Origin of the sequence: Acidisoma silvae (assembly GCF_020618775.1) — a bacterium.
Lineage (GTDB): Bacteria > Pseudomonadota > Alphaproteobacteria > Acetobacterales > Acetobacteraceae > Acidisoma > Acidisoma silvae.
The window spans coordinates 1-23568 of record NZ_JAESVB010000031.1 but is presented as its reverse complement, the minus strand read 5'-3'; the positions used below and the strand labels follow the sequence as shown (position 1 = coordinate 23568).

The following is a 23568-nucleotide window of genomic DNA, read 5'->3' as shown; positions in this document are numbered from 1 at the left end:
GCACTCGCCCTCCTCGATCCAGCAGAAGAGCAAGTCGTCACGCTTGCGGAAGCCCAGCCCCCATTGACCGGAGGCGTCGAGACCCCCGCCAAACAGCGCGGCCTTTGGACGAAGCAGACGAATGAGGTCGAGCAGCGGATCCATAGAATTTTGAACGATATATAAAGTTATATGGTTGCCTGATTATATATCGTCCCGAGCAGGCGGTCTATTCTCCCTGCTACACGGGTGCAGTTGAGCGCCCGACGGCCAGCCAAGCCGGAAGCCAGACGGAGATCACAATGGAAATCCCTGCCGACACTCTTAAGTCGCACTGGACCGCCTATGCTGCGGCATACAGCGCCACTGACAAAATTGAGCGCGATCGGCTCCTCAATCAGAGCGTGTCTGACGATGTCGCTTTCACCAATCCGGGTGGAGAAGGCAGAAGCCGCGCCGTCCTGAGTGCCCATATCGAAAGCTTCCAGACATCAATGCCGGGCGTGTATTTCGAGACAGATCGGATTTTTGTTCACCACGGCGAAGTCCTGGCGGTTTGGTCATTATTTAAACCGGATGGGATCAAAGTAGCGACCGGCTACAATTTCATTCGGCCCGGTCCAGATGGCAGGTTCGATTATATGGCGGGCTTCTTCTAATCTTGAAGCTGCCTATCCCGATTGCTTAATCTGCCATGAGCGCAGGTAGCCGCCAGGTCATTTTGGATCGGGCGGACCTAGAGGAACGACGCCGATGGAAACTGCACGCTGGATTATTGTGTTCGTTGCTGCCGTGACGGCGGTGGGCGGATTGTGTGCCGACTGGTTCATCCCCTATGGCGCGCGCCAGCACCTGAAGAATCCTGCCTGGAAACCGCACGCCAAGTTTCATAACGCACAGGGTATTCTGATGGGGACCGGTCAGGGTATGCTTGCGATTGGGTTGCTGATGGTCATGCGCCTCAGCTTGAAAACAACAATCCTGTCTGCGCTGATTGCTTCGCTTTATTGGGTCGCGCTGATGTTCGCTCGGTTGTTCCCGGATACAGCATGGGTCGATCCGGAATTTGCCGTGCCTAACCCCCATCTGCTTGGCCTTGCCCCCCAGCAATTGATCGGGTGGATGCTGCTGAGCCTGCTGGCTCTAGCTGTGCTCGTCGCTTCTTTGGCAGGTTGAATTACTATGACGCCGAAGCATAAAAGAAATCTGTTAATTCTACAAGGTAGATCACACAATCTCTGACCAGCTTTCCTAAACTCGCCTTGCAATAGCCTCAGCGAAGAAATCTGTCACTTGACGCACACGGGCTGGCACGAACCGGCGCTTTGGCCATACGAGGCTGATATCCCTGCTTTCACCTATGAAATCATCAAGGATTGTCGTGATATCGGGATGGCAAAGTTCATTAACGAGCGAAACCTTGGCAAGCAGGCCAATTCCAACACCGGCTAGCACAGCAGCACGGATGGTTTCGACGCTATTGGATGAGAGATTTCCCTGAACCGAGACGCTGAATGGACCTGCTTGGCCCACAAACGGCCAATTCGCCCCATCTGATATGCCTCTGTACAAAAGGCAGTTGTGCTCGACGAGGTCTGCCGGCGTCTTTGGAATTCCGCAGCGCTCGAAATAGCGGCGAGACCCGACGCATACAAGTGGAGTGGTCGCCACACGCCTGACAACCGCGTCGGGTTCGCTGATTGTCCCCACGCGTATCGCCAGGTCAATCCGATCTTTCACCATGTCGCGGAGGAAGTCCGAGAGAATGAGATCCACCTGAAGGCCGGGATTAAGTGACAACAACTCCGGGATAAGCGGCAAAACATGAAGGCGACCGAACGTGGCCGATGCAGCAACCCTAACTAGACCTGAGACACCCATTGTGCTTTTGGACAGTTCGCCATCAGCGTCCTGCATCTCATCGATCAGTGGCTTTGTCCGATCATAGTATCTACGCCCCAGATCCGTCAGGCTCACCCGGCGCGTACTTCGGTTGAACAGCATCACGCCCAGACGCTTTTCCAATGCACCGATCGCCTTGCTGATGACGGACTGCGAATGCCCTGTGGTACGCGCAGCAGCGGAAAAGCTCCCCGCTTCAACGACTGCTATGAAGGCATTCAACTCGTGAAACCGATCCAACTTATTCCTCTGTGGACTTAATTATATGGCAGCTTAGCCCATTATCATTGATGCTGACATGATCCAGATCCAGTTCTCTCACAATTTGAAGGATTGGCATTGTGATTATCGATCTTAATGGCCGCACAGCGGTCGTGACTGGGTCAACGGCCGGTATCGGCCGGGCCATTGCAGAGGGGCTGGCGCGCGCAGGCGCCTCGGTCGTGATCAACGGCCGTACAGAAAAGCGTGTCACTGCGGCGCTTGCGGAGCTTCGCACACTCTTGCCGAAGGCGGAGTTTAAAGGCGTGATCGCTGACTTAGCAACCGTGGACGGTGCGGCACACTTGTTCGCTCAGGCGCCAGATGCGGACATTCTCGTCAACAATGTGGGTACAGGGCGCCCGAAGTCCTTCTTCGAAATCGAGGATTGCGAGTGGACCGACCTCTTCGAACTGAATGTCATGAGCGGTATTCGAGCGTCCCGCCACTATATGCCGCTCATGACGAAGCGCGGCTGGGGGCGCGTCGTCTTCATCAGCAGCGAGTCCGCGCTCGCCATCCCGAAGGATATGATCGACTACGCTATGACAAAGACGTCTCAGCTTGCCATTGCGAGGGGGTTGGCCGAGGTGGTCGGTGGAACCGGTGTCACCGTCAATTCGGTGCTTCCCGGTCCGACAGATTCTGAGATTATGGGAGGGTGGGCTCAGGTAAATGCAGACGCGCAAGGCATTACGCGCAAGGAAGCCGAACAGCAGTTTTTGAAGACGATGCGCCCGACCACACTCCTCAATCGCTTCGCGACAACGGAAGAGGTCGCAAATCTGGTTGTCTATGTCTGTTCGGAGCAGGCGTCGGCGACAACGGGCACATCCTTGCGTGTCGACGGTGGCGTCGTTCGAACGATCGCGTAAGGAGCCGCGTCTAAGCGCCCATGAAGCCGAAGTCTAACATCGGACAAAGCGACGGCAATGGGCGCTAAGCAGGCATCTTGGTCACACCCTCAATGGCCGCGTTCCCGCCGATTATGGCGTCAGCCTGAACGGCTCAAGCTCAGGAGCAGGGCCATCCTGTTTGTCTCCTGGGGCGACCACAATGAGCGCATCGTCCGGAAGCGCCCTCTGCAACCGGAGCGCCTCGGCGGGCGGTGCCGCTAACCAGGTCTCGATCTCATTCGGCGTGGTTAGGATAACCGGCATGGCCTTGGGATGGTATTTGCCCACGATGGCGTTGGGTTCGGTCGTCAGAAAGGCGAAGAGGTCGTTCGTCGTCTCGTCCTCCTTGAGCTTCCGCACTGAGGTCCATCGGGTCCAAATTCCGGCGAAGAACGCCAACGGTCGGCTTTCATCCAGAGCGAACCAGATAGGTGGCCGGGAGCCATCCGGCATGATCTCAATCTCGGCGAAGCTCGTAAAAGGCATGACGTGTCATTAGTCCCTAAAATGGGCCTGCCTCACATTGTGTGGGTCTGGCTCAAATGATGTGACTTTACGCTCTGAAGCTTGATTAGCAGTTCGCTATCCGACGATGAGCGTGCGTTGATATTGCATGAAAAAAGTCAGCGAGTGGTCTCCCGGGCTAAGCATTAAAATTTGTGAGGCTAACAGGATCGATGGCGGATGGATCGTGTCCGCTGTTATGTCTGGCGGCGCACATTGTCCGATGTGTGGCACTCACTTCAGCCGCCGCCATGGCTGGTATATCCGTGATTTGCAGGACCTGCCGGCACAAGGAGCGGCCGTAAAACTGCGACTTAGAGTAGTGCGGTGGCGATGCCTCAATCCCGGGTGCGCGCAGATGACGTGTGGTGGCCGCCTGCCGGAGTTTGTGGCGCCTTATAGCCGCCGAACACGCCGCGTTGTCGAACTTGGGTCATGCGCTCGCCCACGCGGCTGGAGGACGGCCGGCCTAGCGGCTGATGACCCGCCAAGGCGCACCACAGGCGGGCCAGGTTGCCGATCGCTTCCATCTTCTGCAGAATTTTTGCCACGCAATCAAACAGCAGCTCACGCGAGCCCCGGCCGACCGCTCCAACTGGGACCACAGCAGAACGTGGTTCTCCAGGAACCGCGCGGTCTTGTCCATCGCTACAGGCAGCCGGAGGTGACGGAGCTGTAGCGCGGCAATCTGAGTGAGAGACGTATTGCCTCATAGAGAGATGTTCCTGAGCGTCTGATTGTCGCGCTGCACGGAGCATCGTCAACTCGTTCAGGCCGGACGGCGTGGTCAATCACAGCCAGGGTTCGATCGGGTCAGGGCGCTGCACGACGAAGGCGCGGGACTGGCACTTGATCGCCAGAGAAACCGGGTTCAACTGGCGCGCGGTCCGAAAATGGACTCGGCAGGATGCGGTTCGACCGCAGGCGACCATGGCACCAAAATCGACGATGCCGGGCGGCTTCGGAGCTTACCTGGCCGAACGGTGGAACGAAGGATGCACAATAAGACGGCAGCTAGTCGCCGAGATCCGGCCGCTTGGCTACACAGGCAGCCTGACCAATCTTCAACAGCGCCTCAACGGCTGGCGCCGTGCCCAATTCGCAGCAGTAATAACATCCTCGCCCCCAGATTGGGCTAGGTTGCCTGATGGCAAACACAGGATACACGTGCCACCGATTGTCGCATCAACGCATTGTATCAAGCCAGGCGGGTTGCTGACCAAAGCCCAGTGCAAAAAAGTGGATGACTTGAAGGAGGCGTCCATTGAACTCGCCGCAATGCGTGCCTTCGCCAAGCGTTTTCGTGGGCTTCTGAGGCGCGGCAATATCGAATTGTTGTATATTTGGCTACAGGACCCAGCCAGCTCCGGCTTTCATCCGATGCGACAGTTTGCAGCGACGCTTCGTCGGGACATTGGTGCCGTCGGCAACGCCATCGTGGAACCTTGGAGCAACGGTCGGACAGAGCGGCAAATCAACCGCTTAAAAACACTCAAGCGCGCAATGTATGGTCGTGCTAGCGCCGAGTTGCTCCGAACGAGGATGCATCCCCTCTATACTGTTTGAGGTCACATCATTTGACCAGACCCACGCAAAGTAAGGAAGAGCCCATCAGAAGCAATTAAATTAATTCTTCCTCAATTGAGATTCATTGCGGCACAGCGTGTTGGTCTAAGAATTTGACTCTTTTCCGCTATTTCTGAGTCTAACGATTTACTATAGCAGTTATGTCTTTGGCAAACGACCAAAGTTCTAGCTAGGTTGAAAATAGCCTCTTATAGCTAGCATGATACAGATGTAAGTTAAGAATTAATAAAAATTAAGACGGAGGATAAAAAGAATATCTGAAATTTATTCATTTGAGGAAATTATTGTTGCGAACGAAGCTTTTGAGTGATTAGCGTCAATAATTCCAGCGTGAATTTTGCTGCTTGTTGTCGATTTGTACTTGATGTTTGTTTAAGTTTTTCTTCGAACAATAATAAAAAGGTTTCTAAATATGATACATGACGGCAATAGAACTCACCTTCAACTGCGACTAACACTTAAAAAAAGCCCCTTCGTTGCAGTCTCATTTTTAGCGATACTGGCCATGACTAGTGGCAATCCCACTAAGGTGCAGGCCGAAACCACTAACAAAAAAGTCGTCATCGGCTATTCGACTTATACGGTAGCCAACCCGGCTTTCGCCGGGATTATTCTCGGCGTCAAATCCGAGGCCAAGAAATACGGCTACAAATTCATCATGGCCAATTCCAACAACAGTCCTTCGCAGCAAATCTCGGACGTCGAAAGCCTGATGTCGGAAGGCGCCAATTACGTCGTGATCACGCCCTATGACGGCACTGCGGTGGCGCCCGCCGTTGCGGCGGCGAAGGCCCACGGCGTGCCGGTGATCGCCCTCGCGGACCATATTGTAACCCCCGTGACGGCGACCTACAGCATGGATCACGCAGAGGGCGGCAAGCTGGCAGCGGCGGAAGTCGTCAAGTTTCTGACCAAGAAATACGGCACGCCCAAAGGCAATGTCGTCGATCTTGAAGGTATCGCAGGCACGGTCGCTGCCGCACTGCGCGAGAAGGGTTTTGCCGATGTTCTTGCCACTTATCCAGACATCAAGATTGTCGCGCGGGCCGATGGCGGCTTCAATACCGATCAGGCGAATCAGGTGATGACGACAATCCTGCAAGGCCATTCCAAAATCGATGCCGTCTATGGCGCGAATGACGCGGAAACCTTCGGGGCTGTAGCCGCTATCAAGGCAGCGGGGCGTTTCGCGCCTGTCGGCCAGCCGGGGCACATTTTTTCCATCGGTGTTGATGGATCGGAGCCCGCCATCGTCGGCATCCGAAATGGATCACAGGATGCCACGGTGAGCCAGGAATTCATCAAGATGGGCAGCGAGATGGTCGACAATATCCACGCGAAGGAGACGGGAAGCATTCCGGCGATTCCCTCCGTGGTTTGGCCGCTGATGGTGATCAACACGTCCAATATCGCTTCGCCCGAAGTCAAAGCCTATGGAATCTGGGCGGATCAAGTCAATCAATGAGCGGCTATGCTCTTGTAGAACTGTCGCAGGTCTCCAAGCGCTATCCCGGCGTCATTGCCCTGAACGATGTCACGCTGACGCTGGAGGCAAGTACGATTACCGCGCTTGCCGGTGAGAACGGCGCCGGGAAGTCGACCCTCATTAAGGTTCTGTCCGGTGCCGTGGTGCCGGACAGCGGAGAGGTGCGGGTAGATGGCCGGAGCCTTCCGCCCGATCCTGGCGAGGTGATCCGCAGCGGGGTCAGCACAATCTACCAGGAACTGACGGACGTGCCGGCGATGAGCATTCTCGACAATGTCCTGCTCGCGCGACAGTCGAGCCGTTGCGGTGTTCTGGAAGGGCAAGCCAATCGGGATCTGGCCCGTGCAGCGCTGGAGCGCGTTGGCCTGCAGCATTTGGATCTGGCGCGCAGCGCCGGTTCCCTGACACCTGCGCAGCGACAGTTGCTTGAGATAGCGCGCTGCCTGGCGCGAAATGCGCGCGTTTTGATTTTCGATGAACCGACATCGTCCCTGCCGGAAGGCGATGTTGAAACTCTTCTCGACATCATTCGGCAATTGCGCCGGGAAGGCCTGGCCATTCTCTATGTCAGCCATCACCTGGACGAATTATTTGCCATCTCCGATACGATCGTCGTAATGCGCGACGGCGCCGTCGTCGCGCGCAAGCCGACCGCTGACTGGGACCAGCCGGCACTTGTCAAAGCCATGCTGGCGAAGGATCTTAAACACGCCTATCCGTGGAGTGAGCGGAATTTGGGCGAGGTCGTTCTTGAGACCAGGGACCTCAGCGCGCCCGGCGTTCGGTCAGCTAATATCGTGGCGCGGTCAGGAGAAATTCTTGGCCTTGTCGGACTTGACGGTGCGGGCCGCACCGAATTGATGAAGGCTATGGCCGGCGCTACGAAGCCGACCGCCGGCAGCATCACCGTCAATGGCCGTTCGCTACGCCTCGGCAATATCACGGATGCGCGGCAACACGGCATCGTCTACGCGCCCGAGGATCGCAAACGGGAGGGGCTGATTCTGTCGGCCTCAATCCGCGACAATGTTGTGCTTGGGCTTTATGCACTCATTACCCGTATGGGACTAATATTGTCAGGTCGCCTGACGGCTCTGGCCGAAGACAATGTACGGAAATACGGCGTCAAGGCGGATTCAATCCGTCAGCCCATAGGCACCTTGTCCGGCGGCAATCAGCAGAAGGTCATTCTGGCGCGTGTCGCACTCACCGGGGCGCGCGTCATCATGCTGGATGACCCGACGCGAGGTGTCGATGTCGGTGCCAAGTCGAGCATCTATGAGCATGTCATGGATCTCGCACGCCGGGGTGTCGCCATATTGCTGACGAGTTCGGATACGGATGAAGTCTTGGCGACCTGCGACAGGGTCTATGTCCTACGGGGCGGTCGGATTGTGGGCGAGGTCAATCGTGCCGCGTTCGACCGGGAAAGTATTCTGACCTCAGCTTCACTCGGCTAACGAAGCATTCTTGAGCCAAGCGGAAAAGATTATGGCGCAGTCGGTGAATATTTCTACACGAGGCAAGGACGGAGCGGCGCTACCACCAGATCGAGAGCGGCCTTCGGCCGGACAACTGCTCGGCGGCCTGTTCGGCAGCACGACGAGCGCGATTGCCGTCATCCTGGTCGTCATCTGCATACTGCTCAGTCTTCTGTCCGACAGCTTTCTGACCGCCAACAATATTTATGCGATATTGTCGCAGTCTTCCGTGGTTGGCATCACCGCCGTAGGTGGGACTTTTGTTGTCATCACCGGCGGGATTGATCTGTCGGTAGGCGCTGCCATCGGCTTGGCGGGCATGATCGGCGCCTTGTTTATGCAGGCGGGCTTCGGTGCCGTGGGCGGCACGATCCTGACGATGCTTGTCGCAATGGCGGTCGGCGCCATCAACGGAATTTCCGTCGCCGGTATCAAACTTGCTCCTTTCATCGTGACTCTGGCGACCATGGGCATGGCTCAAGGGCTGACGCTCGAAGCCAATGGTGGCCAAAGCGTTTACAGCCTGCCGGCTGTCTTTACCTATTTCGGCAGCGGCACCGTGCTGGGCGGTATTCCGATTTCCGTCATCGTGACCGTTATCGTCTTTGCGGCGGGCGGCCTGCTGCTGACAAAGACCGCCTTCGGCAAAAGTGTTTTTGCCGTCGGCGGCAATCGGGAGGCTGCAAGGTTGGCCGGTATCCGGGTCAATCTTGTGACCTTCCTGGTCTATGTCATAGCGGGGATCTGCGTCGGTATCGCTTCGGTCATCATCGTCGGCCGTGTGGGGGCGGCAACGCCGACAGGCGGCGTCGGCGTGGAACTGCGGGTCATCGCGGCGATCGTCATTGGCGGCACAAGCCTTTTCGGCGGCAAGGGCAGTCTATGGGGCACCTTGGTCGGTGTTCTACTGATTGGCGTCATCAATAATGGACTGACGCTCCTAAATGTTGATCCGTTCTTGGTTCAGTTCATGCAAAGCGCGCTTATCTTCGTCGCGGTGCTGTTCGACGCTGTGAATACGCGACGCATAACACGGGGGCGGCTCAAGATGCCGCGCAAGTCCTAGCTCTGGGCTTGCAAAAATTTCAACGCGAACGGGAGAGATGTTGCAATGGATCGGTTGAAGGACAAGGTGGCGCTCATCACCGGCGCCGCAGGCGGGCAGGGCCGCGCGATGGCCGAGCTTTTCATGCAGGAAGGTGCGCGAGCCGTTATTTCGGGTGATGTGATCGAGGCGGCGGGCGCCGAGGCCAGTGCGGTCGAATTTGTGCGTCTCGACGTGACCAAGGACGACCAGTGGAAAGCCGTGATCGACAAGATCGTCGCCGAACACGGCAAGATCGACATCCTGATCAACAATGCCGCGATCTGCCTCTATGAACCAATTCTGGAGACCACCAACGAGATCTACGATCGCGTGCTGGATGTTGATCTCAAGAGTATTTTTTTCGGCATGCGCGAGGTTTTGCCACATATGATCGCCCGAAAGCAGGGGTCGATCATCAACGTCTCGTCCATCTGGGGGCTGGCCGGTGTGCCAAGTTCCTATGCCTATCAGGCAGCGAAAGGCGCCATTCTCAATATCAGCAAGAATGTCGCGGCAACGCATGGGGAGGACGGTGTGCGCTGCAACTCTCTCCATCCCGGCTATATTTTGTCACCGATGAACGAGCATCAGGCGCCGGACATCAATGCTGCGCTGATTGCCGGCACGGTCCTGAAGCGTGCGGGCAAGCCTATCGAAACCGCTTATGCGGCTCTGTTCTTGGCGAGCGACGAGGCAAGCTATGTGACGGGCACGTCCTTGGTCGTCGATGGCGGCTATCTGGCACCATGAAGCGGCAGCACGATCGTTGTGAGGACCGCAGATCATGGTAGAGCGGCTGAAGGGCAAGGTTGCCCTCATCACCGGTGCTGCGCGCGGGCAGGGCCGGGAAATGGCCGAGCTTTTTACGCGCGAAGGCGCGGAGGCCGTGATCGCCGGCGATATTCTGGAACCGGAGCAGACGGATGGCAGTTCCGTCGACTTCGTGCGCCTGGACGTCACCAAGGATGATGACTGGAAGTCCGTAATAGACGGGATCATTCTCAAGCATGGCAAGATCGATATTCTGGTCAATAACGCCGGCATCGTCCTTTATGAGCCGATCCTGCAGACGACGAACGTGATGTGGGATCGTGTTCTGGACGTCGATCTCAAAAGTATTTTTCGCGGCATGCGCGAGGTGCTGCCCCATATGATTGCGAGACGGCAGGGGTCGATCGTCAATGTCGCTTCGATCTGGGGGCTTGCCGGCGTGCCAAGTGCCCATGCCTATCAGGCAGCGAAGGGCGCCATCCTCAATGTCAGCAAGAACGTCGCGGTGACCCATGGCCAAGACGGCATTCGCTGTAATTCCCTCCATCCTGGCTATATCGTAACGCCGATGAATAAGGACCAGGGTCCGGTCATCGAAGCAGCGTTGATCAATGGCAGTCTGCTCAAGCGTGCAGGCCAGCCGATCGAAACCGCCTATGCCGCTTTGTTCCTGGCCAGTGACGAGGCAAGCTATATCACGGGCACGTCGCTTGTCGTGGATGGAGGATATCTGGCCCCCTGACCAGACGCAGCGGGAGACAGGCATTTCGCAGCTATGGCGCGGATGACAGTCGCTATAGCTGCTATGTCTTACCGCTCTATATTCGCGGCAGCCCGCCTTCAGGCAATGTTTTTGAAATAATAACACTCGGGGGATGAGTCTGCGGGCAGCCGCGTGCTCAGTCGCAATGTTCGAATTGCCGAATACATGAAACAGGCCAATCGCCGCATCAAGCCGACGCAGGAAGGAATCGTCTTTGCTTTGGCGGTCATCCTGTTTGTGGCATTCGCTATTTGCCTTCATGGGTTCATGACCTCGGGCAATATCGTCGCCTTGATCCGTAGTGTGTCCATCCTCGGCATGTTGGGGCTCGGTATGGGCCTTGTCGTGATCGGCCGTGGGATCGACCTTGCCATGATCGCGACGATGGTGGTGGCGGTCTCCTGGGCCTTCTCTCTGGCGCAGGCGGGGATGAATTTCGGTTGCGCTTTGCTCATCGGTGCAGGATTCGTCATTCTCGTGGGCTGCATCAACGGCATTCTGGTGGCGGTTGCCGAGGTCCCGGCAATCTTTACGACGCTTGCCGTGGGTCTTGTGGTGTATGGCGTCGGTCGCGCTTATTTCTTCAAGATCGATGTGCAGAACGTGCCAGATAACGCCGGCGCCTTTTCGGACATCGGCGTCGGTCATCTTTTCGGCGTGCCGATGCCGATTATTGCTTTCGCTGTTCTGGCTCTTATCGTCTGGCTGCTTCTGCGCTGGACGCGCTTCGGCCGTTTCGTTTATGCGATGGGCGACAATCTTCCGGCTGCGCGTGTCACCGGCATCCCCGTGCCACAACTGATCATTGCGCAATATATCGTCTCTGGGCTCATCGCCTATGCCGCAGGACTTGTCATGGCGGCCTCCGTCGCCAGCATGAGCACGCGTATCTACAACTCCACGATGATTTATGATGTTCTGCTGGTTGTCGTGTTGGGTGGCGTCAGTCTCAGCGGCGGCCGCGGCCATGTGCGCAGCATCCTGGTTGGGACACTCCTGGTCGGCGTGCTGCTAGATGGCATGACGATCATGAACGTCACCTACACCGAGCAGAACCTCGTCAAGAGCATCGTCTTGCTTCTGGCCCTTGTCGCCGACAGCTTGATCAACCCACGCGACGAGCAGACGGCGCAGCAGCAGCAAGGTGACATCTGACCTCGGCTCCGCCTTGCCTCGCTCAAAACAAAAAATAACGGGAGGGACTTTGATGCTTCGATTCATCGCCGTGCTACTCGCACTCTGCTGCACGATCGGAAGCGCCTACGCCCAGGATAGCGGGCTGTCGAACGCGGCAAGACGCGCGCCTTATTACGATGGACTGAAGGGCAAGAAGGTCGTTTTCGTGCCACTCTCCATGGGCTTCGATCTCACCGAAGGTTGGGCCGCCGTCATGCGCCGCCAGGCCGCCGATCTGGGCTATACCTTGGAAATTCGCGATCCTAATTGGAGCACGGATGCCGGCACCAGGGCGCTGACATCGCTGATCGCTCAGAAACCCGATTTGGTGATCGTGCATAACCCGGATGTGCAATCCTATGCGCGCCCGATCAAGCGGCTGGAGCAGGCCGGAATCAAGGTCTTGCAGGTTAATCTGGAATCGGCCCTGACAACGGATTCCTATGTCGGCGCTGATTGGGTCAAGGTCGGCTATGTTGAAGCCGATGCGCTGGTCAAGAAATGCGGCCCCGGTACCTCTGGCAAGATCGCCATCATGCAAGGCGTGCCGACGGCAGCGTCCAATCTTTACGAGCTTTACGCCTATCACGATACTTTCGCGAAACACCCCAATATCAAGATCGTCTCGGAACAGGCCGCCAACTACGACCCGGCCAAGGCGCGTGCGATCATGGAAACGGTGCTGCAGCAGAATCCGGATCTCTGCGGTGTCGTCGGCAACTGGGACAATCAGGATGTCGGCGCGGGTGCCGCGATCCAGCAGGCGGGCAAGACCGGACAGGTTTACGTCGTCACGTCCGGCGGCGGCACCCAGGACGGTTGCGAGAACATCCGCAAGGGCCTGATCGACATGACGGTGAGTTATAACGTGCCTTTGCAGGGCGATATTCTCAATCAGCAGATCGTCGAATTGCTGCTGTCTCCGGCCAAGGCCGGAGCCGTCAAAAATACCTACTACACGCCGCTGACGATCCTGACGAAGGACAATCTTACGCCACGGAACTGCTGGTCCCTTGGCGAGCTGAAATAGATCTGAGACCGATGGCCCAGAGCGACACCCTGATTCGTCTTCGCTACCGGGTTTTCCCCGATCATTTAATTGGGGAACTGCTGGCGAAGAGTTGGATCGACAATGCCATTCCGTTTATTGCCCTAATCGCGGTCATCGCTGCCTTCGGGTCGATCACGCCCGATTTCTTTGCGCTGTCCAATCTATCCGACCTCGGCAGGCAGGTGGCCGAGTTCGGCCTTGTTGTGCTGGGTCTCGCGATCGTCGTTATCTCAGGCGGCATCGATCTTTCTGTCGGTGCCGTCTTTTCTCTTGCGGTTCTCTTCGCGCTGCTTGGCGTCAATGTTCTGGCATGGTCAATCCCGCTTGTCCTGGTCGCGACCTTGGCGCTTGGCGTTGTCTGCGGCGCCCTGAACGGCATGCTGATTGGCTATTTGCGGCTGCGGGCCTTTCTCACCACCCTCGTGACGCTGATCATTTTCCGTTCGATTTATGAAATAGCGTTTCTGCACTTTTCGACAGCCCTCGTTTCAGGGAATATTGATTCTAATCTATGGGATTTCCTGGGCGCCGGATCAGTTCTGGGCATACCGTTCAGCTTATTGCTTGCAGTTTTGATTGCCTTGATCTGGCATATGGTCCTGTCACGCATGCGGCCGGGCTGGCGGCTGATGGCCGTGGGCGGAGCCAGGCGATCGGCCTATAATGCCGGGATCAATGTGCGGCGCACTGTCTTCTTCGCCTATGTCTGGTCCAGCGGCCTGGCGGCTCTTGCGGGCTTCCTGTTTGCCGCACGTCTGGGGAGCACCGGGTCTGACACCGGCATCGGCCTTGAGGTTTCGGCACTGACGGCCGTGGTGCTGGGCGGCAATTCTCTGGGCGGCGGCCGCGGGTCTGTCTCGAAAGCCGTCATGGGCGCGCTGCTTGTTCTGATCCTGACGAATAGTCTTATCAATTTCGGTGTTACCGGGCCGGTGACTTCCATGATTTTGGGCTGCGTGCTGATTGGCGCCGTCTTTATCGATATGCGCTGGCTGAAGAACCGCGAAAAGCTGCTGTCGAAAGTCTATGTCGCACCAACCTATCTGGCGCTGCCGGCGCCGCCGCGTGCCAGCGACCCGGGCTCCCCCTATGCGTTGAACGACAAGCTCCGCAATGTCGAAATCATCGGGCAAGGGTTGGTGGAAGGGCCGGAGGATATCATCCTCGACCGGGACGACAATCTCTATTGCGGCACGCGCCAGGGTGACATCGTCCGCTTCCTGGCGCCCGACTATAAGCAGCATGAGATATTCGCCCATATCGGCGGGCACCCGCTTGGCATGGCCTTCGACCGCACGGACAATCTGCTTGTCTGCATCGGTGGCATGGGATTGTATCAGGTCGCACCCGATCGGCAGGTCACCAAGCTGACCGATGAGACCAATCGCCGCCTGTTTTCGATCGTGGACGACTCTCGGCTGCGTCTTGCCGATGATCTGGATATCGCACCGGATGGACGTGTCTATTTCAGCGAAGCGACGGTTCGCTATGAGCAAGAGGATTGGGCGACTGACGCGGTCGAGGGGCGCGGCAATGGCCGGGTGATCTGCTACGATCCACGCAGCGGCACGACCCGTACGGAAATCCACAACCTCGTCTTTGCGAACGGGGTGGCGCTGGCTTCTGACGGGCAGTCCTTCCTCTTTGCGGAAGCCTGGACCTGCCGCATCAGCCGCTACTGGTTTGATGGGCCGCGCAAAGGCCAGACCGCGCCTGTGCTGAGCAATCTTCCCGGCTATCCGTCCAATATCAATCGCTCGTCGGACGGTCATTACTGGGTGGCGCTGCTGGGGATGCGCACTCCGGCGCTGGATCTGGCCCAGGCCATGCCCGGATTTCGGCGCCGCATGGCACGCCGCGTCGCCCCGGACCTTTGGCTTTACCCCAATATCAATACCGGTTGCGTCATCCGCTTCAGCGAGACCGGTGAAGTCAAGGAAACGCTGTGGGACCTGGGCGGGGTCAATCACCCGATGGTCACCTCAGTGCGGGAGCACAAGGGCTATCTCTATCTCGGCGGCATCTCAAACAATCGCATTGGCCGCTACAAACTGGATGGCGCGGATCCAACTTGGTGTGCGTTGGATAGCTATTGGGGGAAGTCGGCATGATCGGCGCCATCAGGCGGGCCTATGCCGGATTTCGCGGCTTCGACACCGCAGACAATGCCGTTCCTGCGATGGACGGGCCTTTGACGCCCAATACCAGGCTTGACGAAGCCAGGCTGGTCGCCCGTTTACCTGGGATCGACAATCTGGTCGCGACGCCAAACGGCCTTCTCGCCTCTCAAGGCGGCGATATCGTGGTCGTGCAGGCGGCCGGGGGCACCGCTTCCCTGCGTATTGGACGAAGCCTGGGAAAGCCCATCAGCTGTCTCGCGGCGGGGCCGGACGGTGTGCTGGCGGCCGGCCTAGACGGGCAGGGCATCTTGATCATCGGCGGCCGGCATGATGGCAAGATGGTGACCGAAGCCGCAGGCCACCGGCTGATTTGCCCGACGGCTGCGGTTTTCGCCGATGCGGATACCGTGATCGTCACGAATGGCTCGGCCACTCACCCTGCCGCCCAATGGAAGCATGACCTGATGGCCGGTGGCGCAAGCGGTAGCCTGCACCGTCTGTCGCTGAGCGACGGCAAGGCGAAGCCGCTCGCGCTTGGCCTAGCCTATCCCACGGGACTGGCTTTAAGCCCGGAGGGCGAGCTGTTCCTGTCCGAGGCTTGGCACCACCGATTGCTGCGCGTGTCGGCGATAGAGGCAGGTGTACCCAGCCTTGCCCTGGGGCAGTTGCCGGCCTATCCGGGGCGTGTTGTGCGGAGGGCAGCAGGCGGTTTCTGGCTGGCCCTGTTCGCGCCACGGAATCAGCTTGTCGAATTCGTGCTGAGTGAGCCTGAATACCGTCGCCGCATGATCGAGACCATCGATCCTGATCTCTGGGTCGCACCGGCACTGGCAAGTGGCCTGACCTATCTAGAGCCGATCCAAGGCGGCGCGCGTAAAAAACTCAATCAGTTGAAGCCCTGGTCTCCGTCCTGGTCCTACGGGCTGGTGCTGCGCTGCGACGACCGAATGCGGCCGGTCGACAGCTATCACAGCCGCGCGGATGGTCGCGTGCATGGCGTGACGTCCCTGGCGGAATGGAATGGCGAGCTGATGGTCGGCGCGAAGGGAGACGGCGTGATCGTCGGGCTGACGGCAGGGAAGACAGAGGCGCAGCATGACCAAGGTTCTTGAGCTCCGCCAGGCGACCAAGGCGTTTCGGGGCGTGCCGGCAATCCGCAATATCGACTTCGATGTTGAAGCCGGTGAGGTGCATGCGCTGGTCGGGGAGAATGGTGCTGGAAAGTCTACACTGACGAAAGTCTTGGCCGGTGTTTACCAACTCACCTCCGGTGAGATGCTGCTTGACGGCGCCCCAGTGGTCGTGTCGTCACCGTCAGAGGCGAAGCGGCAAGGGATTGCCATGGTCTTTCAGGAGACCAATCTGGTGCCCTCGATGACGGTTGCACAGAACATTTATCTCGGCGAGGAGAAGATGTTCAATCGGCTGCGTAGACTCTACATCCAAGCGCAACGCTTTCTGCTGTCGCTCAATTTCCATGTTGATCCGATGGCATTGGTTTCCTCCCTTGGCGCGGCCAAGAAACAGATGGTGGAAATCGCCCGTGCCGTTCATCACGAGGCGCGGCTGATCATCTTCGACGAGCCGACGGCGACATTGACGCCGGAAGAAAAGTTCCATTTCTTTGGCCTTGTCCGGCGCCTGAAAGCGCGCGGCGTGTCCATCATCTTCATCACGCACGCTCTTGAAGAGGTTCTGGCACTGTCTGACCGCATCACCATCCTACGGGACGGGGAATTGGTTATCACGGGCAAGACCGTCGATTTTGATCGGGAGCGCATTGTGCAGAGCATGGTCGGCCGCACGCTGTCCCATGAATTGTATGATTTGGGCAAGCCGCGTCTGCGGCGGCCTTATGGCGAACGCGTGCTCAGTGTGCAGAACTTGTCGATGGGCAGCATTGTCCGCAACACGTCCTTTTCGCTGTATAGCGGTCAGGTGACAGGCTTTTTTGGCCTGGTTGGTGCTGGCCGCACCGAGACGATGAAGATCGTCAGCGGCGTTCTGAAACGCGATTATTTTCACGGCGGCTCCATTGAACGCGAAGGGCGCGCTGTACAATACGAGACGCCAAGATCCGCGATGATGGATGGAATCGTCTATATCACCGAGGATCGCAAAATCGAAGGCTTCTTTGAAACCATGTCGATTGCCGAGAATATTTATATGGGCCGTCTGGCGCGGGGCTTCAATCCGCTTTCGGTGATTTCCATGGCGCAGGCAAAGGGGCTGGCTGAGGCGTGGACGGCCAAACTGGGTGTGCGGGCGATTGACGCCAATGCGAAAATCATCGAACTGTCCGGCGGCAACCAGCAGAAGGTTGTGATTGCGAAGGCGGCAGTTCAGGAGCCGCGCATCATCATCTTCGATGAGCCGACACGCGGGGTCGATGTCGGCGCGATTGCCGAAATCCATCGCTTCATCAATGAGATTGCCGATCGCGGCATAGCCGTCGTCGTAATCTCATCCTATTTACCGGAAATACTGGCCTTGTCGGATCGCATCCTGGTTGCGCGGCAGGGACGGGTGGTGGAAGAATTGGACGCGAGCGTGGCGACGGAAGAGCGCATTATGTACGCGGCCGTGCATTGACCTAAAGGACGATTAAAAATGAAAAGTTGGGAGACGTCATGACGGATAAGCCAAGGAAGCAAGTGCCCGGTGTCTACCGGCATCCGATCGGCGATGCGATGGTGACGGTGGTCAATGACGGCTTTCTCGACATTCCTTTTGAAATTCTGCGTGGCGCGGGCCAGGATGACATGCGTGCTTGCATGCAGAGCGCGTTCTGGAAAAAGCCGCCTCGTCTGACGGTCAATGCCTTTGTCATCGAAACGGCGGGGCGCACCATTCTGGTGGATGCCGGCGGTGGCAGCAATACCATCTATTCCATGGGGCTATTGCCAGAGAACCTCGCGGCTGCTGGGTTCAAGCCCGGGGATTTCGACACCGTCCTGCTGTCTCATATTCACCCCGATCATTCCAACGGCTTGCTGGACCCGGACGGCAAGGCCATGTTTCCGCGGGCCGAATTGGTCATCCACAAGGACGATGTTGCGTTCTGGTCTGACCCCAAACTGCGGGATAAAACGATGCCGGCGGCGACGCCTTATCTCGATTCAGCGCAAGCCTTGCTGACGACCTATCGCGATCAGATCCGGATCGCTGAGGGTGGCACCGTGGCGCCGGGTATCACGCAGTTGCCTTTGCCCGGACATACGCCTGGGCATAGCGGCTACCGGTTGGATTCGGCAGGCGAAAGTTTGGTGATTTGGGGGGACACTGTACATATTCCGGAGATCCAGATTCCCTATCCCGGCGTGACCAGCGAATTCGACATCGATGAAGCGCTGGCGGCTGAGAACCGCCGCAAAATCTTCGATCTCGTCGCGGCGGAAGGCGTGCTTGTTGCCGGTATGCATCTGCACCTGCCGGCTTTCGCTCATGTCGTGAAAAAGGCGGCGGGTTTCCGTCTGGTACCGGAAAGCTGGGCCGTGGCGATCTGACACGCCGAGGCCCAGCTCGCTTTCCTTAAAAGTGGGTTGGTTAGTCGTTCAACTCGACCCACTTCTTGGAAGCAGCGTCGTATTTTACCAGGGTCAACTGCTCGGGCGTAATGGTGATGTGGTTCTCCGGGCTAAAGCTCAGACTACCGGTGATGCCGTCAAAATTCGTTGTGGCATTGAATTCCTTCTGCAGATCCGCAGGCTTGGTGGAATTCGACTTGGTAATGACCTGGGCCAGCATCAAAATACTATCGTAACTGGTTTCGGCGAAGGGCGTTGATTCGGCGTTGAACTTGTTCTTGTAGCTCTCACGGAAGGCAAGCATGGCCGGGCTCGGGTGAAGATCGGATGTCAGCACAGCGCTGATCGTGCCATCCGCATAGTCCCCGGCAAGATTGGCGAAGGTATCGTCGGCATTGGTTTCATCATTGCCATAGGTGGTGACAGCAAAGCCGAGCGAATGCTTGTCCTGCGCGAATGCTGCCTGATCCTGTGGCGTCAGCCACACATCGGCGCAGGTCACGCCCGCCGCTTTGATGGCGCTGATCTGCGGCATCAGCCCTGTTGTGGCGCCTGTCGACCAATTCTCGGTAATCGTCTGGTCAATTTTGACCGTCTGATTGGCCTTGCGATAGACAAGCTGTATGCCGTAATTGCCGCCCTCGCCATAAGTGCTTGGGTCATGCAGCACGGCTAGGCCCTGTGGGCAATTCTTCAAAGCATGCTGCGCGATTTTCGCGCCCCAGGCAAAGGTATTCAGGCCGAAATCGAAAACCCAAGGATTGGGCGGGCTAGACGGACCTTTGGGATTGACCGTCAGGCCGCCATCGTCGACGACGCCAATGGTGGGAATTTTGTAGCGCGTAGCGAGCTGTGCGGTAACGGGCCCGGTATCGGGTGAGCCGGCTATGGCAACTGCACCGTTGCTGACGAGCTTGGCAAACAACTGGCCAGACAAGGTTGCCGAAGCATTGTCATTATACCATTCGAGCTTAAGCGGACGTCCAAGCACACCGCCGGCGGCATTCACTTTCGCGATGGCCAGTTGCGCGCCTTGCACCGTCGCGACGCCGGTGGTGCCGTAGGCGCCCGTGGTGCCCGCGATCAGGCCGACCAGAATGGGATCCCCGCCGGCAGCCGCCTGACTTGCCGGGCAGGCAAATAATGCCGTCGCGGCGAAAATACTAGTGGCGATAAGGGCTTTCACTGGTTGTCTTGCTCCCGGTTTGTCAGCGCTATCGTCTGAGACGATAGCGCCTTGTTGTTATTTTTATTTTCCCGCCTATCGCCAATATCATGCGCTCGGCTAATAGGTAAGGGAAAGAGATAGTCCGTGAAATCCTATCGTCATCATAACAGATATAGTCTCCACGATATCTGACGTGGCCGTCTTTTCCCGCTAAAGTCGCTATAGACCGTTTCTAGCGGCGGATCCGGCCCAAGGCCGGTTCATAATAATAAAAGGGAGACGGCCAGCGTTGTTGCAGTTCATCCTGAGCGGTCTGGCTATTGGGTCGGTCTACGGCCTCATCGGGATGGCTCTGGCAATCTCTTTCTATGTCACGCGAGTCATTAATTTTGCCCAAGGCCAAATCATGATGGCTGCCATCATGCTAACGGCGACTATATCTTCTGCCGGCTATCCGGCATGGGCCGCAGTGATATTAGGCATTGCGAGTTCCTGCGTAATTGCAGTGCTGTCCTATATCATTGCGGTCAGACCCATCCTTGCCTTTGACCGGTTTGGCTTCGGCTGGCTGGTGAGCACGCTCGGCTTCGCCGTCATTCTTGAAAACGCCGCCGCTTATTTCTGGGGGCCCACGTCGCGACCTTTTCCACCTATTCTGAACAATTATAGTTTCTCGATAGGTAACGCAGTACTGACGGGTCAACAGATTCTGGCCATTATTGTCGCTTTGGTTTTCGCCGGAACCTTCGAATTGGTGCGCCGGCGCACTTTGTATGGCAAGCTTGGGGTTGCGGTCGCGACCGACCCCGATATGGCCTCCGCGATCGGCGGAAATACGACGGCGGTCGCAATCGCGGCCTTCGCCATATCGGGCCTCTTCGCCGGTGTCGCCGGCATCCTGATCGGACCGAGCACTTTCGCTAATCCTTATCTCGGGAGTACCTATGGTATCTCCGGATTTATTGCCATGATGATTGGCGGCGGGACGGAAAAGCCGCTATCGGCCATGTTTGGCGGGCTGCTGCTGGGCGTTCTGGCGAATGGCGCGAATGCGCTGATCGACTCCCAGGCATCAGACTGGTTTCCCTTTCTTGTGCTCGTCGTCATTCTCATTGTAACGCCGCGCGGGCTGTTTAGTTCGGGAGGTTTCTCTTTCTTCCGCCTGATCGGCCGGACGCGATGATGATGGCGTCTTCTTTCAGTCGCCGGGCTGTGACCGGCGTGGTTCTTATCCTCTACCTGCTGGGTACTTGGCTTGCGGCCAATGCGAGCCTGAGTCTGCAAAGTCTGATTTTGGTCGCGGGGGTTTTTGGAATCCTCGCCATCAGCCTGGACCTCGTCGCGGGCATGCTGGGCTTATACTCGCTCGGGCAAGGCGGCTTTTTTGGGATCGGGGCCTATGTCACTGCAATCGCCGTTGCCGATTTCAATGTCAGTCCTTTTCTCATGCTGCCGCTTGCTATGTTGGCCAGTGGCCTTTGTGGCGTCATCATCGGGGCCATGTCGCTCCGCGTAAGCGGCCTTTACTTTGCCATCACCACTTTCATTTTTACGCTGGTGCTGACGGTGATGGCGACGGATATGCAAATCACCGGTGGAACCCAGGGGTTGCTGGGGCCGGCCTTTACGGATTTTCCGGCAGGCCTCGCTTGGCTGGGCGCGCCAGTCGCCTGGTGCATATTGCTTGCTCTTCTGGCAGCTGTGGCGCTGGTGTGGAATATCCGGCGCTCGCCTTTATATCCGGTGCTGCTGGCCATTCGCGATGCCGAGCCTTTCGCGGAAGCAGCGGGCGTGCAAACGTCACGCATCAAGATTGGCGTTTTTGGTCTTTCGGCAGCATTGGCGGGTCTGGCGGGATGGCTGTTCTGTTTCCTGGGTGTCGTGTCACCGGGCCAGTTCGACTGGTCGGTGTCCCTCAACGTCCTAGTGATGGTGCTGGTCGGCGGCATCAATACGACGGTCGGCCCATTGGTAGGCGCTGCTTTCGTCTCGATGTTCCCAGCAGTCGTCGCCATCAATCCCTGGTTGGAGGAAGTTCTTTACGGCGCCCTGTCGATCATCGCGATCACGATGTTTCCGGCGGGTGTGGTTGGTCTCATCCGCCTGCAATTTGGCAAGCCGGCTACCGTACCCGAATCCACAAGCGTGCCGGCAATCGCAGTTTTGGCGAGGGATGAAGATGAGGCCGGCCTGGAAAATGCCGTCGAATGCCGTGGCATTGACTTCAGCTATCCGGTGGGGCCGAAGGTCTTGCGGGATGTCAGTGTCACTGTGCGGCGCGGCCATATCCACGGTCTGATCGGGCCGAACGGCTCCGGCAAAAGCACGCTTGCGAATGTCATCGCCGGGCGGCTAAGGCCTGTGGCAGGCACAGTTTTTGTTAAAGGCAAGCCGGTCAATGGGCTGTCACCCAGCGGTCGTGCGCGGCTGGGTCTGCGCCGCACCTTCCAGGCTGCACAACTGGTGCGCGAACTGACGACGAGCCAGAATGTCTCCATCGGTCTTTACACGACAATGCCCGGGATCGTACGTCGGGCCGCTGTCTGGCCGCTGCTGCCATCCGGCCGGCGCGACTTATCTTGGATGAACAGCCAAGCCGCCGGGGCGCTTCATGCGGTCGGGGCAGCGAATTGGACGGGGCGCGAAGTGGATGATGTTCCGCATGGTGTGGAGCAATTGACGCAATTGGCGTCGGTCTGCGTGGCCGGGCCGGACATCATTATTCTGGACGAACCGGCGACGGGATTGTCGAGCGGGGAAGTGGCTCATCTCGCCACAATTCTGGCGGGCCTCAAGGCAAAGGGTGTCACTATGATCATCATCGAGCACCAGACGCGGTTTTTGCTGCCGCTGTGCGATCAGGTCACCGTGCTTAATGCAGGTGAGGTGGTGCTGACGGCAACCGCAGACGAAGTCCGCGCCAATCCCATTGTCCGGCAGGTATATCTCGGCGAATGACACGCGAGCAAAACCCTGCCCTTAAAATTGAGGCGCTCTGCGCGGGCTACGGCCGGTTTGATGTCGTCCGCGACGTCAGCCTGCGCGTCGGCAAAGGTGAAGCCGTGGCCTTGCTGGGGCCGAATGGCGCAGGCAAGACCACCGTCCTTCGAGCGATCATGAGCCTGATCAAGAATCGTCGTGGCAGCATTCGGATCGGCGACACCGATGTTTCCAGCTTTCCACCGCATCGGGTTGCCAGCGGCTATGCCGCGATAGCACCGGAAGGGCGGCGCTTGTTCACGGAACTGACGGTTGAGGACAATCTCATCCTTGGCGCATTTCGACTGCGACATGAGAAGGCGCGTGTGGAGAGCCTGCTCGCATCCGTCTACGCACTGTTTCCGGTTCTGCTGACCTATCGACAAAGGCGATCCTCTTTCCTCAGTGGCGGCGAGCAGCAGATGGTGGCGATCGGGCGCATGTTGATGAGCGACCCTGAGATTTTACTGCTGGATGAACCATCCATTGCGCTATCACCAGTCGCAGTGGGGATTGTCGTGAAGGCATTGCTTGAACTTCGCCGGAGAGGTGCCTCTCTGCTGCTTGTCGAACAGCGCGTCGATGTCGCGGCTGAAGTCTGCGATCGTCTTTATATCATGACACATGGCGAAATCGTCGAAGAGATGACGCCGGATGATATCAAACACGAAGGTTTCGATATCATCAACAAATATCTGGGCTAGGATCGACATGACGGTCCCTGCCAGGACAGCACAAACTGTTATGCCGTTTGTAGCCGTGGCAAAACCTCCGCGACGCGCATAATCCAGTGCAACAGGTACCGCAGGAGGTCTTATGTCGGGTAGGCA

22 protein-coding genes are annotated in these 23568 nt (G+C 57.7%); 19 read left to right on the top strand and 3 right to left on the bottom strand.

What is annotated here, in order from left to right; translation table 11 throughout:
* Positions 1-281: 281 nt before the first annotated feature.
* Together ASILVAE211_RS24630 and ASILVAE211_RS24625 are read left to right on the top strand one after the other, a co-directional pair.
* A complete protein-coding gene (locus ASILVAE211_RS24630) occupies positions 282-638 on the top strand; it encodes a nuclear transport factor 2 family protein (protein WP_227324016.1) in 357 nt (118 codons plus the stop codon).
* A gap of 94 nt (positions 639-732) precedes the next feature.
* On the top strand, positions 733-1155 hold the full coding sequence (locus ASILVAE211_RS24625; RefSeq protein WP_227324015.1) for a DUF6640 family protein: 423 nt from the start codon (positions 733-735) through the stop codon (positions 1153-1155).
* A gap of 75 nt (positions 1156-1230) precedes the next feature.
* Here the strand turns inward: ASILVAE211_RS24625 and ASILVAE211_RS24620 are convergent, their stop codons facing one another.
* On the bottom strand, positions 1231-2121 hold the full coding sequence (locus ASILVAE211_RS24620; RefSeq protein WP_227324014.1) for a LysR family transcriptional regulator: 891 nt from the start codon (positions 2119-2121) through the stop codon (positions 1231-1233).
* A gap of 101 nt (positions 2122-2222) precedes the next feature.
* Between ASILVAE211_RS24620 and ASILVAE211_RS24615 the strand changes: the two genes are divergently transcribed.
* Positions 2223-3017 carry an SDR family NAD(P)-dependent oxidoreductase gene (locus tag ASILVAE211_RS24615; RefSeq protein WP_227324013.1) on the top strand — a complete coding sequence of 265 codons (795 nt, stop codon included), beginning with the start codon at positions 2223-2225 and terminating at the stop codon, positions 3015-3017.
* 111 nt (positions 3018-3128) lie between these two features.
* Here the strand turns inward: ASILVAE211_RS24615 and ASILVAE211_RS24610 are convergent, their stop codons facing one another.
* A complete protein-coding gene (locus ASILVAE211_RS24610; RefSeq protein ID WP_319799639.1) occupies positions 3129-3524 on the bottom strand; it encodes an SOS response-associated peptidase family protein in 396 nt (131 codons plus the stop codon).
* A gap of 127 nt (positions 3525-3651) precedes the next feature.
* On the opposite strand from ASILVAE211_RS24610, the gene ASILVAE211_RS26600 reads away from it, so the two are divergent.
* The 13 genes from ASILVAE211_RS26600 to ASILVAE211_RS24545 all read left to right on the top strand — a co-directional run bounded on the left by ASILVAE211_RS26600 (position 3652) and on the right by ASILVAE211_RS24545 (position 18570).
* The gene (locus tag ASILVAE211_RS26600; protein WP_406566102.1) at positions 3652-4221 is read left to right on the top strand and encodes a transposase family protein; all 570 of its coding nucleotides are present in this window, start codon (positions 3652-3654) and stop codon (positions 4219-4221) included.
* A gap of 170 nt (positions 4222-4391) precedes the next feature.
* Positions 4392-5108: a transposase gene (locus ASILVAE211_RS24600; RefSeq protein WP_227324012.1), complete on the top strand. Its 717-nt coding sequence runs from the start codon at positions 4392-4394 to the stop codon at positions 5106-5108.
* 433 nt (positions 5109-5541) lie between these two features.
* The gene (locus ASILVAE211_RS24595; protein ID WP_227324011.1) at positions 5542-6594 is read left to right on the top strand and encodes a sugar ABC transporter substrate-binding protein; all 1053 of its coding nucleotides are present in this window, start codon (positions 5542-5544) and stop codon (positions 6592-6594) included.
* Complete coding sequence (locus ASILVAE211_RS24590) at positions 6591-8075, top strand: sugar ABC transporter ATP-binding protein (protein ID WP_227324010.1); 1485 nt, start codon at positions 6591-6593, stop codon at positions 8073-8075. The genes ASILVAE211_RS24595 and ASILVAE211_RS24590 overlap by 4 nt, the downstream gene beginning before the upstream one ends.
* A gap of 31 nt (positions 8076-8106) precedes the next feature.
* Positions 8107-9162 (top strand): ABC transporter permease, encoded by a 1056-nt coding sequence (locus ASILVAE211_RS24585; protein ID WP_227324009.1) that lies wholly within the window; start codon positions 8107-8109, stop codon positions 9160-9162.
* Between the two features lie 45 nt (positions 9163-9207).
* Positions 9208-9933 carry an SDR family NAD(P)-dependent oxidoreductase gene (locus ASILVAE211_RS24580; protein ID WP_227324008.1) on the top strand — a complete coding sequence of 242 codons (726 nt, stop codon included), beginning with the start codon at positions 9208-9210 and terminating at the stop codon, positions 9931-9933.
* A 34-nt stretch (positions 9934-9967) separates the two neighbouring features.
* Positions 9968-10696, top strand: a complete 729-nt coding sequence (locus ASILVAE211_RS24575; protein WP_227324007.1) for an SDR family NAD(P)-dependent oxidoreductase — start codon at positions 9968-9970, stop codon at positions 10694-10696.
* 186 nt (positions 10697-10882) lie between these two features.
* Positions 10883-11872, top strand: coding sequence for an ABC transporter permease (locus ASILVAE211_RS24570; protein WP_227324006.1), 990 nt, complete (start codon positions 10883-10885; stop codon positions 11870-11872).
* A 52-nt stretch (positions 11873-11924) separates the two neighbouring features.
* Positions 11925-12923 carry a sugar ABC transporter substrate-binding protein gene (locus tag ASILVAE211_RS24565; protein ID WP_227324005.1) on the top strand — a complete coding sequence of 333 codons (999 nt, stop codon included), beginning with the start codon at positions 11925-11927 and terminating at the stop codon, positions 12921-12923.
* 11 nt (positions 12924-12934) lie between these two features.
* Positions 12935-15055: an ABC transporter permease gene (locus tag ASILVAE211_RS24560; protein ID WP_227324004.1), complete on the top strand. Its 2121-nt coding sequence runs from the start codon at positions 12935-12937 to the stop codon at positions 15053-15055.
* Positions 15052-16176: an SMP-30/gluconolactonase/LRE family protein gene (locus ASILVAE211_RS24555; RefSeq protein ID WP_227324003.1), complete on the top strand. Its 1125-nt coding sequence runs from the start codon at positions 15052-15054 to the stop codon at positions 16174-16176. Before ASILVAE211_RS24560 ends, ASILVAE211_RS24555 begins: the two co-directional genes overlap by 4 nt.
* On the top strand, positions 16160-17656 hold the full coding sequence (locus ASILVAE211_RS24550; RefSeq protein WP_227324002.1) for a sugar ABC transporter ATP-binding protein: 1497 nt from the start codon (positions 16160-16162) through the stop codon (positions 17654-17656). The genes ASILVAE211_RS24555 and ASILVAE211_RS24550 overlap by 17 nt, the downstream gene beginning before the upstream one ends.
* Positions 17657-17718: 62 nt before the next feature.
* Entirely contained in the window at positions 17719-18570 is an 852-nt protein-coding gene (locus tag ASILVAE211_RS24545; protein WP_227324001.1) for an MBL fold metallo-hydrolase, read from the top strand.
* A 40-nt stretch (positions 18571-18610) separates the two neighbouring features.
* Here the strand turns inward: ASILVAE211_RS24545 and ASILVAE211_RS24540 are convergent, their stop codons facing one another.
* Complete coding sequence (locus ASILVAE211_RS24540; protein ID WP_227324000.1) at positions 18611-19777, bottom strand: ABC transporter substrate-binding protein; 1167 nt, start codon at positions 19775-19777, stop codon at positions 18611-18613.
* A 271-nt stretch (positions 19778-20048) separates the two neighbouring features.
* Here ASILVAE211_RS24540 and ASILVAE211_RS24535 point away from each other — a divergent pair, with 271 nt between their 5' ends.
* The 3 genes from ASILVAE211_RS24535 to ASILVAE211_RS24525 are packed head-to-tail and all read left to right on the top strand — an operon-like array spanning position 20049 to position 23442.
* Positions 20049-20942 carry a branched-chain amino acid ABC transporter permease gene (locus ASILVAE211_RS24535; RefSeq protein ID WP_227323999.1) on the top strand — a complete coding sequence of 298 codons (894 nt, stop codon included), beginning with the start codon at positions 20049-20051 and terminating at the stop codon, positions 20940-20942.
* Positions 20942-22717, top strand: a complete 1776-nt coding sequence (locus ASILVAE211_RS24530; RefSeq protein WP_227323998.1) for a branched-chain amino acid ABC transporter ATP-binding protein/permease — start codon at positions 20942-20944, stop codon at positions 22715-22717. The genes ASILVAE211_RS24535 and ASILVAE211_RS24530 overlap by 1 nt, the downstream gene beginning before the upstream one ends.
* Positions 22714-23442 (top strand): ABC transporter ATP-binding protein, encoded by a 729-nt coding sequence (locus tag ASILVAE211_RS24525; RefSeq protein ID WP_227323997.1) that lies wholly within the window; start codon positions 22714-22716, stop codon positions 23440-23442. Before ASILVAE211_RS24530 ends, ASILVAE211_RS24525 begins: the two co-directional genes overlap by 4 nt.
* Positions 23443-23568 lie beyond the last annotated feature (126 nt).